12 protein-coding genes and 2 pseudogenes are annotated in these 16,133 nt (G+C 59.1%); 9 read left to right on the top strand and 5 right to left on the bottom strand.

The genetic code is table 11. The annotated features are described in order from the left end of the window. Positions 1-353: 353 nt before the first annotated feature. The gene (locus AC1D19_RS00190; protein ID WP_477762331.1) at positions 354-599 is read right to left on the bottom strand and encodes a helix-turn-helix domain-containing protein; all 246 of its coding nucleotides are present in this window, start codon (positions 597-599) and stop codon (positions 354-356) included. On the opposite strand from AC1D19_RS00190, the pseudogene AC1D19_RS00185 reads away from it, so the two are divergent. After that, positions 519-866 (top strand): annotated as a pseudogene (locus AC1D19_RS00185) (methyl-accepting chemotaxis protein); the annotation flags it as partial. The gene AC1D19_RS00190 and the pseudogene AC1D19_RS00185 sit on opposite strands and share 81 nt — an antisense overlap. A 300-nt stretch (positions 867-1,166) precedes the next feature. Here the strand turns inward: AC1D19_RS00185 and AC1D19_RS00180 are convergent. Further along, positions 1,167-2,081 (bottom strand): LysR family transcriptional regulator, encoded by a 915-nt coding sequence (locus AC1D19_RS00180; protein WP_477755868.1) that lies wholly within the window; start codon positions 2,079-2,081, stop codon positions 1,167-1,169. Between the two features lie 269 nt (positions 2,082-2,350). Between AC1D19_RS00180 and AC1D19_RS00175 the strand changes: the two genes are divergently transcribed. The 4 genes from AC1D19_RS00175 (at position 2,351) to pgm (ending at position 8,619) form a co-directional block, all read left to right on the top strand. Then, a complete protein-coding gene (locus tag AC1D19_RS00175) occupies positions 2,351-3,373 on the top strand; it encodes a zinc-dependent alcohol dehydrogenase family protein (RefSeq protein ID WP_477755869.1) in 1,023 nt (340 codons plus the stop codon). 554 nt (positions 3,374-3,927) lie between these two features. After that, positions 3,928-5,418, top strand: coding sequence for a hypothetical protein (locus tag AC1D19_RS00170; protein ID WP_477761912.1), 1,491 nt, complete (start codon positions 3,928-3,930; stop codon positions 5,416-5,418). 40 nt (positions 5,419-5,458) lie between these two features. Further along, positions 5,459-6,859 carry an aminotransferase-like domain-containing protein gene (locus AC1D19_RS00165; protein WP_477761911.1) on the top strand — a complete coding sequence of 467 codons (1,401 nt, stop codon included), beginning with the start codon at positions 5,459-5,461 and terminating at the stop codon, positions 6,857-6,859. A gap of 113 nt (positions 6,860-6,972) precedes the next feature. Next, the gene (gene pgm / locus AC1D19_RS00160) at positions 6,973-8,619 is read left to right on the top strand and encodes a phosphoglucomutase (alpha-D-glucose-1,6-bisphosphate-dependent) (protein WP_477761910.1); all 1,647 of its coding nucleotides are present in this window, start codon (positions 6,973-6,975) and stop codon (positions 8,617-8,619) included. Positions 8,620-8,780: 161 nt separating this feature from the next. Here the strand turns inward: pgm and AC1D19_RS00155 are convergent, their stop codons facing one another. After that, on the bottom strand, positions 8,781-9,476 hold the full coding sequence (locus AC1D19_RS00155) for a pirin family protein (RefSeq protein WP_477761909.1): 696 nt from the start codon (positions 9,474-9,476) through the stop codon (positions 8,781-8,783). Between the two features lie 279 nt (positions 9,477-9,755). On the opposite strand from AC1D19_RS00155, the gene AC1D19_RS00150 reads away from it, so the two are divergent. Next, complete coding sequence (locus tag AC1D19_RS00150) at positions 9,756-12,230, top strand: UvrD-helicase domain-containing protein (RefSeq protein WP_477761908.1); 2,475 nt, start codon at positions 9,756-9,758, stop codon at positions 12,228-12,230. Between the two features lie 140 nt (positions 12,231-12,370). On the opposite strand, the gene AC1D19_RS00145 is transcribed toward AC1D19_RS00150, so the two are convergent. Then, positions 12,371-12,643, bottom strand: coding sequence for a DUF1652 domain-containing protein (locus tag AC1D19_RS00145; RefSeq protein WP_477755487.1), 273 nt, complete (start codon positions 12,641-12,643; stop codon positions 12,371-12,373). 264 nt (positions 12,644-12,907) lie between these two features. On the opposite strand from AC1D19_RS00145, the gene AC1D19_RS00140 reads away from it, so the two are divergent. The 3 genes and pseudogenes from AC1D19_RS00140 to AC1D19_RS00130 all read left to right on the top strand — a co-directional run. Next, positions 12,908-13,723, top strand: a complete 816-nt coding sequence (locus AC1D19_RS00140) for a helix-turn-helix transcriptional regulator (RefSeq protein ID WP_477761907.1) — start codon at positions 12,908-12,910, stop codon at positions 13,721-13,723. A gap of 50 nt (positions 13,724-13,773) precedes the next feature. Continuing rightward, on the top strand, positions 13,774-15,180 hold the full coding sequence (locus tag AC1D19_RS00135; protein ID WP_477761906.1) for an NAD(P)/FAD-dependent oxidoreductase: 1,407 nt from the start codon (positions 13,774-13,776) through the stop codon (positions 15,178-15,180). A 64-nt stretch (positions 15,181-15,244) separates the two neighbouring features. Beyond that, positions 15,245-15,364 (top strand): annotated as a pseudogene (locus AC1D19_RS00130) (spermidine/putrescine ABC transporter substrate-binding protein PotF); the annotation flags it as partial. Positions 15,365-15,400: 36 nt separating this feature from the next. Here the strand turns inward: AC1D19_RS00130 and AC1D19_RS00125 are convergent. Next, positions 15,401-16,078, bottom strand: a complete 678-nt coding sequence (locus AC1D19_RS00125; protein WP_477755484.1) for an MliC family protein — start codon at positions 16,076-16,078, stop codon at positions 15,401-15,403. Positions 16,079-16,133 lie beyond the last annotated feature (55 nt).

Here is a 16,133-nt window from a genome sequence, read left to right as displayed (position 1 = left end):
GACAGTGACTGAGCTGAAACCGACGCACTTTGAATATTGCCGATTACCTGCGGCGACGGATCTTGCTCACTGGCCACAGGGGGTGATGCTGGCTCAAGAAAATCGTCCTGCACCACACAAATAATGCATGTTGCTCAGGAGCTTTTCTACGGGTCGTGGGATGCGAGGCTGTCGTCAGAACTTGCGCGAGTACTGTAAAGGGCAGTGCGATCAGGTATTGAGTACGGGGATACCTGCACGCTCGAAAATTGCATCCTGGAAGTTACCCGATTCTGGCAGGAGGGCCGACGGGTGTGGATTCGCCCACTGTCTGGTCAGTAACATCAGTGAATGCATCGGGGTATGTGAACGCTTTACGAGCCAACCTCCCGTGTAGCTGGGGGAGCTGGATAATTACTCGCCGTGATAAATGAGCTAATTCTCTCGTGCTGATCTCTGAGTTTTTGTAGATCCAGAATTGTGACGGCGCTGTATCCAAAAACTAATAAGCCTTCGGCCTCCCAAATTTTCAGCTGGCGGTTGACGCTCTGACGAGAAACCTCGCCCGCCGCACCCGGGAGGTCATGCAGCAGATGCAAGGTAGCCTGCAGGTGTCCCACGCCAGTGTGGAACGCATCCAGCAGGCGCGTGACAGCTTCGACAAGATCCGTGGTTCGGTGGACTCTAACCGCGACCAGAATACCCAGATCGCCACAGCCGCCGAGGTGCAGCACCATGTCGCCGAAGGGATCAATCGCCACATCGCGCAGATCCATGCCGATGCCCAACTAGTCGAAGGCTTTGCCCAGTCCTCACACGCTGGCTCGGGTCGATTGATAGAAATTTCTGGTCAGCTCAAAGGCTTGGTTGGTCGTTTCAAATATTAGTATCCCAACTCGAGTGAAAACGGTGAGCTCTCACCGCATTCACTCGGCCGATATACGCAGTTTTTACCGCTTCCACCGTTCCGCTGAAAGCCTCAGGCCGGTCTATCGAATAGCAGAGAGTCCGGTCGGAGCTATCCTCATCAATATCCTGTTTGGCTTTCGGCTGGGGGCATCCTTTCCAACCTATCCAAAGCATGCCCTCAAATATGCCCCCAACGTATTAATCCACTGGAAGTGAATGGAGCTCCATGGTTGGTGGAAAGGCAAAAATGATCAGATGAACAGCCTGCCAGACGACGCCTAAAGACTCTCAGGGTCGCCAAAAAACATCTGAATCCGCGACCGCAACCAGCGCTCTCCCGGATCGTTATCCTGCGACCCGCGCCAGGCCATGTGCAACTCGAAACTGCGCACCGGCAACGGCGGATCTTCGGCCCGCACACCGCCGGCGGCAGTCAGCGCATCGGCCGTGTAGTCCGGCACCGTGGCCACGATGTCGGTGCCCGAGAGCAGGGTGCTCAACCCGTTGAACTGCGGCACGGCCAGCACCACATGACGTTTGCGCCCGAGCTTTTCCAGTTCTTCATCTATAAAACCGCTGAGGTCGCCGGCGAACGACACCAGTGCATGGGGGCGAGCGCAGTAATCATCCAGGCTCAACGGCCCTGGCACGGTGTCGGCGCGCAACAGCTTCGGCTGGCTGCGGCGCAGTACTTTACGCTTGGCGTTGGCCGGCAGGTCGGTGGTGTAACTGACACCGATGGATATCTCACCGGATGCCAGCAACCCCGGCATCAGGATGTAGTTGACCCTGCGCACCACCAGCACAATCCCCGGCGATTCGGCACGCAGGCGCTTGAGCAGCATTGGCAGCAAGGCGAACTCGACGTCGTCCGAAAGGCCGATGCGGAACACGGCGGTACTTGTGGCAGGATCGAACTCGGCCGCACGGCTGACGGCGGTGGAAATCGAATCCAGTGCCGGCGAGAGCAGGGCGAAGATCTCTACCGCCCTGGCGGACGGCTCCATGCTGCGGCCGGTACGCACAAACAATGGGTCATCGAACAAGCCGCGCAGGCGCGAGAGCGCCGCACTGATGGCTGGCTGGCCGAGGAACAGTTTTTCCGCAGCACGGGTCACGCTGCGCTCGTGCATCAATGTTTCGAAAACGATCAACAGGTTCAGGTCGACACGACGCAGGTCATTACGATTCATCTGGAGTCCTGGCAGGGTCAGCAAACTTGACGTGGGCAGCCATATGAGAACAATGGCCAGCAGGAATATTACGGGGAAAGGCTGGTACTCTGCACCGGGTAATTCAGATTTCCTGCAAAGGCGGCTCCAGTTTCCTACGACATTTCACGATATTGTCGCCGCCGCGGAATCAATGACAGGCATGTCGACTATTAATAGCCACAGATAGTGTTGGGTTGAAAGCCCAGCTAGAGTTCAAGGCATTAGAGGTTCAATTGGCGAGGTTTGCGATGTCCCGCACGATCCGTTTTCACAAGTTTGGTCCAGCCGAGGTGCTCAAATGCGAAGAGCATGCGGCGGCTCTGCCTGCACCGGGCGAAGTGCAGGTGCGCGTCGAAGCGATCGGCATCAGCTGGTATGACATTCTTTGGCGCCAGAACCTGGCCTCGTCCCACGCTCGTCTGCCTTCAGGCCTTGGTCATGAAATGGCCGGTATCGTCACCGCCGTCGGCGATGGCGTGGAAGACCTGGCCGTCGGTGACAAGGTTGCCAGTTTCCCGGCCGAAAGCCCGAACGATTACCCGGTCTACGGCGAGCAGATCGTTCTGCCGCGCTCGGCACTGACCCGCTACCCGGATGTGCTCAGCCCGATTGAAGCCAGCGTGCACTACACGCCGTTGTTGATTGCCTATTTCGCTTATGCGGATCTGGCACGGGTCAAACCCGGGCAGTTTGCCCTGGTGACCGACGCCAGTCATTGCGCCGGACCTTCGTTCGTACAACTGGGCAAGGCCCTGGGTGTTCGAGTGATCGCCGCGACCAAGTCAGCAGAGGAACGTGAGTATCTGCTGTCACTGGGTGCCGAGAAAGTCATCGTCACCGAGGAAGAAGATCTGCTGATACGAATCAACAAGATCACCGATAACCGCGGCGTGGATGTGGTATTCGATGGTTTGGGCGGTCCGCAGATGTCGTTGCTTGGCGATGTGTTGGCGCCTCGCGGCAGCTTGGTGCTGTACGGCCTGCAAGGCGGCAACCAGACGCCTTTCCCGGCCTGCGCAGCGTTCCAGAAGAACATTCAGTTCTTCGTACACTGCATCGGCAACTTCACTGGCAAGCCGGAACTGGGCATCACCCAGGACCAGGTCGCACTGCAACGTGCCTTGCGCGACATCAATCAGCTGACCGCCGACCGCGTTCTGCTGCCGCTCAAGACTCGGGTCTTCCCGTTTGCCGAGTTTGTCGAAGCACACCGCTACATGGACGAATGCCCGTGTCGCGAAAGGGTCGCGCTGCAGGTCGATCCGGCATAACAACCGCCGCAATAGCCCACCCAAGAGTCCGTGCCCACGCGGACTCTTTCGTTTCAGTCCCCCGAAATCCTTCGATCCGCAGGCCGGTCCAGCAACTGAACTGGTTTTTGCTCGTAATCTGTAGCTTCTAATCAGCCACTAAGCCCTGATAATTGAATGATTACTTTCATCTCAAGGAATGAGTCATGGCTGGGTGTCAGGCTGAAACTTTTCAATGTGCGCCGTCGGTGCACCTCTCCAAACTAGAGTGTTGTTGTGTAGTTGCCAAAAAGATAGCGACAACTTCCTTCTTTATTTCTTGTATTAAATGTCTGTGGGATATTGTCGGAAGTTTCCTAGGACTGCGATTCAAGTCGAGCAAACCCTTGCCAGTCGGGCGCTACAGCTTCGCCTGCGTCGTTAAACCGAGGGGGCGCTACGAACGTTTCAAATGATCACCAGAAAATTCAAGTGCTAGCATTTGGCAATAAAGTCCATGACTCCATTCGCGCAGACAGTGCAACGGGATTTGCTGTCTGCGCGATGTTGAACTTACGAGTATCAGGTAAATAAAGATGACCAGCATCCATGACCAAGCGATGAACCATGTCTATCAACAAGTGCTGCAGCGATTGCTGGGTTTTTTCTCCCGTGCCGAACGCACTGCTTTGCAATTGTTGATTCAGCGTCTGACGGTAGCGGCGGGGGGCATGGAGCGCATTGGCGATTACAAGGTGTTGGCGATCCAGTCCGGGGGCCGTGACAACTGCTACACCCTGGCGCTGTTGCGTGCTGCGCAGTTGACCATTGCCACTCGGTCGCCAGCGACATTCCAGTTGCGCATCGCCTCGTTACGGTTGAACGGGGCAAGCGGCGCGGCGGTGGAAAACATGCACCGAACCAACAGCGCATTGTTTGTCTATGACGATCCCCGGGTCGAGGTGTTGATGGTCGATGATCGGGAAGTCTTGCCGTTCAACCACCTGGCGCCGATCTCCGACGCCGGTCGCGAGTCCAGTCGCCTGAACCTGCTGCTGATCGGCCATCGTCGGGAGTGGCGTGGCGGGTTGGACCTGTGGGATGACGGTTATCTGGCCACGGGAGAGTTCTACGGGCAAATCGCCCGCTGGGACGGTGGTGTCGACGCGTTGCTCATCAGTGACACGCCGCGTCAACAGAAGCAGTTCATCGACGGTTTGAAGCGTGCCGCCACCAAGGCAGGGCTCAAGCCTTCGCCCACGGGTGAGGTCGATTATGCGGGGCTGTTCGCATTGCTCGATGAACTGGGCAGCGACTGTTATCACGCGTTCTACGCGGATTACAGCCAGGCCCGGTGGCGTCCACAAGAGCGCTTCGAGACCTGTCGTCGTACGGCCTGCATCGACATCCACGACCTGCTGGTCAGCAACCTGGAAGAACGCTGGCCATTGCTGACTGAGTTTCTCCGGTTCCAGCCTGACGAACTGTCTGCGCAGATCAGCGACAACGAATTCGTCAGCCCGTCGATCTCGGCGCACGTCAGGGGGTTGCAAGCGTGCTACGTGCATGGCCGCAATTACGAGTTCGGCATTACGCAATACCTGCAACGCGCCTTGGTGATGATGCGCCGCAAGCGCTTGCCCGAGCGTTTGTGCGAGCAGGCCATCGAGGTCTTCGGTAACCCGGCGACACTGACCGAGCAGCGCGCCCGAGCGGCGGCCGAAGCGCAAAAGAACCTGGGCCTGAGCGAAGCACAGCTGGTGTGCCTGCTTTTTTCACCTTTCACCGAAAAAGGTGCGGGGCTCGAGCATTTCCTGCGTCAGTGCCATCCGGGCATGCTGGTGGCCATGCCCGAGCTGCACAAGGCCATGCAGGGGCACCCGGTCGGCGAACAGATCATGCAGTGGATGATTGATGTCAGCGGATTGCCCGTCAGCCTGATTGGCCAGCTTTACCGCATGGAGTGGACACCCGCAGGCGCTGGCGGGGTGGCTGAAGCAATCATTCAAAGGGCCGCGTCGCAAAATACGCTGGGCGATCCTGATGCCGACAGTACGTGGGTGGATGAATGGTCAGCGGGCCACTGAACGTGGGCGGGTTTTCAGCCAGTGCGGTTGGCCTTCGCCCATGAAAGGTCCACGAGAAACGGATTTCGCCTATCAGGCGGTTTATCGATACCTGGTCAGCCTGATCAACGAATCTGAAGGGGATTCGCCCATCCGCCTGCCGTCGCTGCGGCATCTGGCGGAGCGTCTCAATGTGTCGATCTCGACCATTCAGTACGCCTATTCGCTGCTGGAGAAAGAAGGGCGCGTCTATTCGGTGGCCAAGTCCGGTTACTACGCATTGCCAGTGTCCTCGATCAACCTGCAAGACAGCGGCAGCGATCTGCTGGAAGCCGTCTACGTCAATGCCAGGCGCCCGGGGATGCTGGTCTTGAGCGCCGATGAACCGGCGTTGCTGCAGCCGCTGGACAGTCCTTTGTTGCTGCTGGAGCGAGAGTTGCTGCGCCAGTATCCCCGCCAGCCGCAGTCGCCTTCGCAACCCTGCGGCGAGCTCGAATTGCGCACCGCCCTGGCTGCGCGCTACACCACGTCTCCAATGCGTTACTGGCACGCCGATGATGTCTACATCGGCGCAGACCTTCGCGGTGTACTGGAAATCCTGATCGCCGTGCTGGGCTTGAAAGATGCCACCGTGGTGGTCGAATCGCCGTGCGACTGGACGATCCTGCGTTTGTTTCAAGCCGCCTGCGTGCGGGTGATTGAACTGCCCGTGCAGGCCGATGGCTGCCTGGATCCGGAACGGCTCAACATGCTGCTGGATACCGAACCGGTCAGGCTGGTGATGCTTTCATCGGCCCTGAATATGCCCCGCGGCAGCCTGGCGCCTGACGAAAACAGGCAGGCCATTGCCCGGCTTTTGGCCGCGCATGACAGCTGGGTGCTGGAAAACGACTGTTATGGCGAACTCGGATTCGACCTTGGCGGCGTGCGCTTTCGCGACTTGCTGGACCCTGAACGGCTGATGGTGTTTTCCACGTTCGAGAAAGTCATCGGGCCTGAAGCGCCCTATGGTTACCTGCTTTCAAGGCATTTGAGCGTTGAGCTGCAACGGCACTTTCTGCTGCGTTCGTTCCGTCTCTCGCCGATTCGCCAGAAAGCCATCGCCCGTTTGTACAGTAGCGGTCGCATCGATCAGCATCTGCTGGTGCTGCGACGGCTACTCAAGGAGCGCAAGAGTCAAATGACCCAGTTGTTGCAGGAGCGATTGGGTGATGCCTTGCATTTCGTCGAGCCGCAAGGCGGTGCAACGATCTGGGTGCGCTCGTTGCGTCGGGTCAACGTACGTCGTGTGTTCCAGCGCCTGCTGGTGCATCAAGTGGTCATCGCGCCGGGGGAACTGTTCAGCCTCCACGGTCTGCACGGGCAGCATTTGCGCTTGAGTCATACGTTCGGCGGCGATCACAACCTGGCGGCCGCACTGGGACTGCTGGGGGATGCGCTGCGCCTGGAATCGATCGAGTGAGCGAGACAAAAAATAACAACCTGCGCTGTGTTGGATCGATCCCATCGCCTTGCGGTCCAACTGCCAGTAAACTGCGCCCCAATTCCTGAACCACTCTATTCCAGAGGTTTTGCATGACACTCAGTCCTTTTGCGGGTAAACCGGCACCGGCAGCATTGTTGGTCGACATCCCGCGACTGGTAACGGCCTATTACACCGGCCAGCCGGATGCCGCGATTTCGACCCAGCGCGTTGCCTTCGGCACGTCCGGGCATCGGGGCAGTTCGTTCGACTTGAGTTTCAACGAATGGCACGTGCTGGCGATCAGCCAGGCGATCTGCCTGTATCGCGAAGCTCAAGGCATCGATGGTCCGCTGTTTGTCGGCATCGACACCCACGCGCTGTCCACACCGGCCGGCGCCAGCGCCCTCGAAGTGCTGGCGGCCAACGGCGTGACCGTGATGATCGCCGAAGGTGACGAGTACACGCCGACGCCGGCCATTTCCCATGCGATTCTCTGCTACAACCGTGGTCGCACCACCGGCCTGGCGGACGGCATTGTCATCACGCCGTCCCACAACCCGCCGCAAAGCGGTGGCTACAAGTACAACCCAACCAACGGTGGTCCGGCCGATACCCACATCACCAAGTGGATCGAAGCCAAGGCCAACGAGCTGCTGGCCAACAAGCTCGCTGGCGTCAAGCGCATCAGCTACGAGCAGGCGCTGAAGGCCAGCACCACCTATCGTCACGATTACCTCAACACCTATGTCGCCGACCTGATCAACGTGATCGACTTCGACGCCATCCGCGATGCCAAGCTGCGCCTGGGCGTCGATCCGTTGGGTGGAGCGGGGGTGCACTACTGGTCGGCGATTGCCGAGCATTACCGTCTGGACCTGGAAGTGGTGAACAAAGAGGTCGACCCGACCTTCCGTTTCATGACCGTCGACTGGGACGGCCAGATCCGCATGGACCCATCGTCCAGCCACGCCATGCAAGGCCTGATCGGCCTGAAAGAACGCTTTGACGTGGCATTTGCCTGCGATCCGGACCACGACCGCCATGGCATCGTCACGCCGTCCGGTGGTTTGCTGGCGCCGAACAACTACCTCGCCGTTGCCATCGACTACCTGTTCCAGAACCGTCCGCAATGGCGCGCCGATGCGGCCGTGGGTAAAACCGTGGTCAGCAGTGGCTTGATCGACCGCGTGGCCAAGCGCCTGGGTCGCCGCCTGTACGAAGTGCCGGTTGGCTTCAAATGGTTTGCCGACGGCCTGTTCGATGGATCCCTCGGTTTCGGCGGTGAAGAAAGCGCCGGTGCCTCGTTCCTGCGCAAGGACGGCAGCGTCTGGAGCACCGACAAGGACGGTTTGATTCCGGCCCTGCTGGCCGCCGAGATGACGGCCCGGACCGGTCGCGACCCGAGCCAGGCGTATCGTGCCTTGACCGACGAACTGGGTGAGCCGTTCTCGGTACGGGTCGATGCCAAGGCCAATCCGGAGCAGAAAGCGCTGTTGAGCAAGCTGTCGCCGCAACAGGTCACCTCGACCCAATTGGCCGGCGAGCCGATCCAGAGCATCCTCAGCCACGCACCGGGCAATGACCAGGCCATTGGCGGTCTCAAGGTCATGACCGAGAACGGCTGGTTCGCGGCGCGTCCGTCGGGCACGGAAGACATCTACAAGATCTACGCCGAAAGCTTTGTCAGCGACGACCACCTCAAGCAACTGGTGGCCGAGGCGCAAACGCTGGTGGATGGTGCTATTTCCTCGAATTGATTGAAGGCCCCTTCGCTGCGATGCGGCGACCCGGCAAGCCAGCTCCTACGGGGATTGCGCTTAACCTGTAGGAGCTGGCTTGCCAGCGAAGACATTTGTACAGGCACCAAAAAAATGGGGCGACCACTATGGCCGCCCCATTTTTTTTACTATCTGCCCGATCAAGCCAGATCCACCAGAACGATCTCACTGTCCTCGATGGCCGTCACCCGTAAAACCGGCTCATCGGCAATGGCTACACCATCTCGAGCTTGTGCACGCAACCCATTGACTTCAATGACCCCGGTGGCCGGCACCAGGTAAGCACGACGACCGTTGTCCAAATGGTATTCGGCAGACTCGCCGGCCTTCAGATTGGCCGCTACCAGCCGGGCATCTGCGCGGATGCGCAAACTCTGGTCGTCGCCTTCTTTGCCGCTGGCCAGGGTGACAAAGCCTTCGCGGTTGCCTTTCGGGAACGGCTTGGCGCCCCAGGAAGGGGCCAGGCCGGACTCGTTCGGGATGATCCAGATCTGGAAAATCCTGGTCGGCGTCGCTTCCAGGTTGTACTCGCTGTGGGCGATCCCGGTGCCTGCACTCATGACCTGGACGTCGCCCGCTTCGGTGCGCCCCTTGTTGCCAAGGTTGTCCTGGTGGGTGATGGCGCCTTCGCGGACATAGGTGATGATTTCCATGTCCCGGTGCGGGTGTTGCGGGAAACCGGTGCCGGGGGCGATCACGTCGTCATTCCAGACCCGCAGGTTGCCCCAGTTCATGCGCTTGGGATCGTAGTACTCGGCGAACGAAAAATGATGGTGAGCATCCAGCCAGCCGTGGTGAGCGCCGCCGAGCGAGTTGAAAGGTCTGAGTTCAAGCATGATCGTCTCCAGAAAAGGTTCGTCATGGGGCAAGGCGCCTGAGCCACGAAGCGAGACCGGTGAGTGATGACGGCCATCATTCAACAGGCAACAATCGATAAAAAGCGTAAAAAATGCAGCATTCCCATCGAATACATTGATATAAAACGAACTCGGAAGTTTCTCATCCAGCCTTCACTTCATCGCATAAGCCAATGAGTCATAAGCAATTCACTAGAACTCGAGAGCAAATGCAGACACCATAGCGCTCAACAGCCTCACACCCTGGAGTCAGTCCGCGTGCCGCAACACACCCCCGATCTTCCTCCCGAACTTCGCCCCTTGGCCGAGATGCCGTTGATCAAGCGATTGCTCGCCCGATTCTTCGGTTACAGCCTGACCCGCCTGCACGCACAGCATCGTGCGTCGTGGTTGCATGGCCAGGCCGACGGTTTTCGCAGCGGTCACAGCGCCGGGGTCGATTACGGCTACAAGGAAGGCAAGCTCGAGGGGCTGGAGGAGGGTCGGCAGGTCCTGCTGATCCGCGACTCGCGCGCCACCGAACACCGGCCACCGAATGTCGATGACCTGTTGTTCGACGATTGGCGCCTGCCGTTGAACGCCGAATTGAAGAAGCGCATGAAGGCGGATGTCGCCCGGTTGTTGCCAGCCCATGCCCAACCCAGCGCCGCCCAGTGGAAAATGATCTTCAGCGACACGCCATCCACCTCGGTGATCGCGGGCGCCGGTGCCGGCAAATCGACCACGCTGGTGCTGCGTATCTTGCTGTTGACCCATTACCTGGGCTTCGAGCTGAGTTCGATGACGGTGGTGACCTTCACTCGTGAGTCGCGCAAGGACTTCATCAATAAGCTGATCGAACTGTTTGCGCTCTGGGGGCGCGCGATCAGTTTCAAGGAGGCGCGGGACCTGGTGCGCACCTTTCACTCGCGGATCCTGCCGATGGTCCGCAGTCTTCCGGGTTTCGAGCGTTTGCAGGCATTCGAGAACCTCAGCCTGCGGGCTGCGCAGGGTGACGAGGAGGTCGACAGCAATCCGTTCGATCTGCGGATCAACGACGCTCAACGCCAACAGCTCAACGCCTGCTATCACCGTCTGCACAATGAGGATGAGCGTTTTCGTGAGCTGATCAAGCCATTGTCCCGGCACGCCTTGCAACTCAGGGAGCTGGAGCGGGATCACCCGGATGTGCAGAAACGCATGGGTGTTACCGAACTGGCGGCCAAGCGCGATGAAGAACTGTGCGACGCCATTGAGGACCTGTGGTTTCGCGCCGGTGCCTGGCCCATCAAGGGGATTGAGCCGAATCGCCAGTCGTTCGATATCAACGGTTCGAAATTTCATAGTCACGGCTACATCCCGTCCCTGGATGCCTGGGTGGTGCTGGGGTTCGACCCTCGGGAAAACCCGCAGGTCACGCGACCAAACGCCAAGCTGTCGGTGCGCGCAGAGTGGGCAGTCAAGCGCACCCTGTTTCAAGCTTTTTGTCGTAAGCCATTGATATGGCTGGATAGCTACGAATCATCGAAACGTGTTTTGGCCTCGCTGGCGGGCGATGCCAGCGCCGGGCCGGGCTTCGATTACAAGGTCAAGGGCGAGCTCGCCTCCGCGCCGTTGCTCGATTGCTTTGTCGCCGCCGCCGGGTTCATCGAAAATCTTGGGCTGGACGTGCCGGGTGCCGTGGCTCAGATGAGTTTCGCCAAGGACGATCCCGACCGGTTCTTCTTCGAGGCCTTGAGCCTTTACTGGCGGGCGCTGGAAGATCACTTGCTCGATCAGAAACCGCCGATCATGACTTACAACCGGATGTTTGCCCTGTTCAGCGAGCATTCGCCGGAGAATCTCAAACTGCTCAGCGATGATCTGCTGCGACCGTTGTCACACCTGATGATCGACGAGTTTCAGGATGTCTCGCCGCAAATCGTCTCCTGGATCAGGGCCAGCCTGGCAGAGATCCGCAGTCGCGGGCCGGCCATGCATGTCGGACGCGGCGCCCAGCGTTCCTCGCTGCTCTGTGTGGGCGATGACTGGCAGTCCATCTATGGTTGGCGCGGCAGTTCGCCGACCTACTTCATGGAGTTCAACAAGGAGTTCCCGTCGCCGAGCACCACCAAGGTCATGCTCAGCGACAACTATCGCAGCCACCAGCACATCATCGATGCCGCCGAACACATCGTGCGTGCAGCACCGGCGATTGCCGGGAAGAAAGCCAAGGCTAGCGGTGAACCCAAGGCATTGCTGCCGGTGAACGTCCTTGATCGTGATGACCAGGGCATGGCCCAGCGCCTGATGGAACATTACCGAAAGGGCGATTCAATCTTGATGCTTTATCGAAAAAGTAGCGATAAGTCATTGATAGAAGAACATATTCAGTCTGTAGTTAATGTTGATTCTAGCTTGCCGTATGAGGCTCGCAGGCTCAAGCAACTGACGTATCACAGTGCCAAGGGCCTCCAGGCCGATGCGGTGTTTCTGCTGGGCGACTGCCAGCACCTGACCAGCTCGCCCTACAAGAATCAGGTTTACCGGATGGCGGGCCTGGGCAAGGCCGGTGACAGCGAACCCTACGACAACGCCCAGAAGGACGAGATCCTGCGGCTGGCCTACGTGGGTATTACCCGCGCCGTCAGCCATTGCTACTGGTACGTCGATGCGCAAGACACCCAGGCTGCGAACATGCCCAAGGCCTCCGACCGGGTGGGCAAGGGCAAGGCGTTCTTTGTCGATCATCGGCAGGGCAAAGCGTCGGCCTGAATTACAAAGATCGCAGCCTTCGGCAGCTCCTACAGGGTGTACACCGTCAACTGTAGGAGCTGCCGAAGGCTGCGATCTTTTGATCTTTCCTTACCCACAAAAGCCCACCTGATGTGGGCTTCATTGTGCGCCTTTAGCCTTCAGGCATAACTCTTGAAGGCCTCCGGTGGTACGAAGGCTTGAAGTTCATCCTCCACCGCTTCGATTATCAGTTCTACATCCGCGGCATTCATGACGGTGGCGCAAGGAATACCGGCAATGGCGATCATGGTCTCGCCAGTGGCACGATCAAAAAGACGGGCAATCATGCTGCCCGGGGCGTCCATGCTCGCCTCGAAACCCATGGGATGAAAATGCCAGCGCATCAGCTGGCAGGCGTTTGGAAACGTGACCTTACTGAACCCTCTATTCATGTGTTACCCGCCTTCATTATCGAGCGCTTCCCTTAGCTCATGGTAGGAGGGAAGAACCTTCATTGGTTCAACCAGTGACAGTGTTTAAAAGTAGCATCCGGATGTAAAAAGAATGTGGATTTTTCAGTTCATTTGGCGATTGCCGCCATTTTTTTGATTCAGGTCACGCTTCGTTCGCATTTGCGCTCAAAAGCCTTCATCCGTTTAGTCGTTGAAGACAAGGCGCAAGTTGGGCAAGCTCGGTTTTTTCCGTCGAGATTTTCAATGCACGCCGATGATGATGGCCCGTTGCAAACCCAGGCCACGGGCGAGACGGTCATGCGCTATCACTTGCGCTGGAAGCACCGGGATCTGGACGGCGTCATGGCGCTCTATCACCCCGAAGTCCAGTACAACGACTTTTTCCAGAACCGGGTCATGGGCCAGGCCGAATTACGCGAATACGTGCGTAGCAGCATGCCCCGGGATCCGGATGAAGCGCTGGAACATTCCGACCGCATTCGACTGGACGGCAACACTGCGTTCATTCAATACCGCATCACCTTGCGCGGCGGTGAAGGGCTGGTGTCGTTGCGCGCCAGTGAAGCGATCACCGTCAAGAACGGGCTGATCTGGCGGGTCAATGAATATGCCTCGTTGGTGCATGAACAACCCGGCAGCAAAACTTCCAGTAACCAGCGCCCGGCGGTCAGCCGGCTCGGCCTGTCGCCTCGCCAATTGAGCTTCATGGCCGATGACCTGCAGCAGTATTTCCAGCGCCAACAGCCGTATCTTGCCCCGGAGCTTGATCTGCAACAGGTGGCGAAGGAGTGCGGGTACAGCCGCAATCAGATTTCCTATCTGTTGAATCAGGTGCTGGGCCAGAGCTTCTACCGCTACGTCAACCAGGCACGCCTGCAACACTTGCTCGCGGCGCTGGATGACGCCACACCGCCAGTGCGTATCGATGAGCTGGCGTTCGCTGCCGGATTCAATTCGCTGTCAGCGTTCTACAGCTGTTTCCGCCAGCACACCGGCCAGTCACCCAAGGCCTACGTCAAACAAATTTCTTTGCGTGCACGCGCGCAAGACAGCGCCTGAGCCCACGCACTAGGATCGACGCCATTGAAGTTTGAGTGGCGGAGTCTTGCATGCCGGCGTGGCGCACTATCAGTTTGTGGATGGACCAGCTCGACGAGCCTTTGTTGGCGCGTCCGGCGCTGGAGCGGGACCTGGATGTCGACGTGGCAATCATCGGCGCGGGCTACACCGGTCTCTGGACCGCGTACTACCTCAAGCAGCACAAACCGGACCTGAGCATTGCGATTGTCGAAGCGCAGACCGCCGGTTTCGGCGCGTCGGGGCGCAATGGCGGCTGGCTGATGGGCAACTTGCTGGGTGAAGATCGCCTGCTGGCAGACCTGCCGGCGCAAGAGCGCCGTGCCTCTTACGATTTGTTGCACAGCATTCCAGACGAAGTGGAGATTGTCCTCGAACGTGAGGGGATCGACTGCGATTACCGTAAAGGCGGAGTGCTGTACTGCGCTGCGCGCTATCCGGAGCAGGAGGCCAGCCTTCGCCACTACCTGGACGATCTCCACCGCCAGGGCCTCAACGACAGCCACTATCGCTGGCTGACCCCGGAACAACTGGCGCAGCAGATCCGCGTCGCCAAACCCTACGGCGCAATCTACGCGCCGCACGTGGCGACCATTCACCCGGCCAGGCTGGTCCGAGGGCTGGCCCGGGCAGTGGAGCGCCTGGGGGTCAAAATCTATGAAAGCAGCCCGGTCACCCATTGGCAGTCCGGCAGCCTGCGCACGGCGAAAGCGTCGGTGCGCAGTCGCTGGGTGGTGCCGGCGGTAGAAGGCTACTCCGTCACCTTGCCGCCGCTGGGGCGTTATCAGATGCCGGTGCAGAGCCTGATCGTCGCGACCGAGCCATTGTCGGCGGCCACCTGGGACGAAATCGGCCTGAGCCGCGGCCAGGCGTTCAGCGAGGCCAGTCGCCAGGTCACCTACGGTCAGCGCACCGCTGACAACCGACTGATCTTTGGCGCCCGTGGCGGGTACCAGTTCGCCGGCAAACTGCGCCACGACTTCGACCTGACCACTGACGAAATACACCTGCGGCGCTACCTGTTCGGCGAGCTGTTCCCGCAGTTGAAGAACGTGCAGATCACCCATTCCTGGGGCGGCAACCTGGGCATGTCCCGGCATTTCCAGCCGCACATGCTTTGCGATCGGGCCAACGGCATTGCCCTGTCGGGCGGCTATGGCGGGGAGGGTATTGGTGCCAGCAACCTGGGAGGCCGCACGCTGGCTGACCTGATCCTGGGCCGCGACACCGATCTGGTGCGCCAGCCGTGGGTCATCCCCCAGCGCGGCCTCGACGCGCTCAGGGCCTGGGAGCCGGAACCCATCCGCTGGCTCGGCTACAACGCAATCATCCGCAGCTTTGTCCATGAGGACCAGACCCTGGCCAACCCCGCGACCGCGCCCTGGCGGCGCAAGCTGGCCAGCGGGGTGGCCGGTTTCATGGAAGGTTTCATGCACTGAACAGCGTCTCTACAGCGACAGGTACTCCCATGAGCATCACGCAATTCAAGAACACCGCAACCCTGAAACCAAGGTTTACCCAAGTCCTGAAATGATGGGCAAGCTGTTTGCGCTGGAGGCCATGCCTCTGAATATCGATCGGGGGCGTACGCGAGTGTGGAACAAGATTCGCACCGGCAGTTGAAGCGGTGAGCGGCCATCCGTCCCGATGCCATCGTCCTCAGCCGACCGGCTCGCCTGCGCAACTCATCTGCCCTGAACCGGGTATCTGGAAAAACACGTCATCGCCGATTTGCCAGAAGCTGTAGTTGCCTTTGTAATCCTTGCCCGTGTACTGGGTTCCGGAATTGCTCGGCACCTGGTTCAGCGTAACCGAGGTGTTGGCCCATTTCAGGAACACCACGCCCGGTTCGACCGTAAAGAAGGTAGCGGCAATCAATGCGTTAAACCCTGCGCAACGATAAGCCAACGGGCCTTCCGAGAGTCTGCTTGGGTCCTTGGTTCTCGCAATGGCCGAACCTTGGCGCAGTTGGAACGCACGCTCGGCATAACTTCGCACGAAGCACGCCTTGGCTTGAGTCCCGCCACCACACTGGTTACGGGACTCAATCCAGAACCGCTGATCAATCTCGACTTTATCCGGGCGCGGCACGGAATGTTCATCCGTGAGCGCCAGGAGATAAAGACGATTGAGTTCCAGGTCCATGCGCGCCAGTTGGGCGTCATGACAGATGAGCTTTTCGGCGGAGGCCTGGGGCGAGGCGCAATCGAAACTGGTTTTGTAAGTTGGCAAGGGCTTCGGTTTTGCCTTTGCCTTTGTGGCAGCGTCACACACGCTCGCAGTCACGCACGCGCTGACGGCGAGCAGAGAGGCCAGAAGTGGCGTGACCATTTTCATTTCGATGTCACCTGAGAATCTTTACGTGATGCCCGTATTGCAACGCATCGTGTCG

The organism is Pseudomonas sp. P1_C12 (assembly GCF_056406435.1).
Note: the sequence above shows the minus strand (reverse complement) of the source record. Positions and strands in the feature narration are given on the sequence as shown.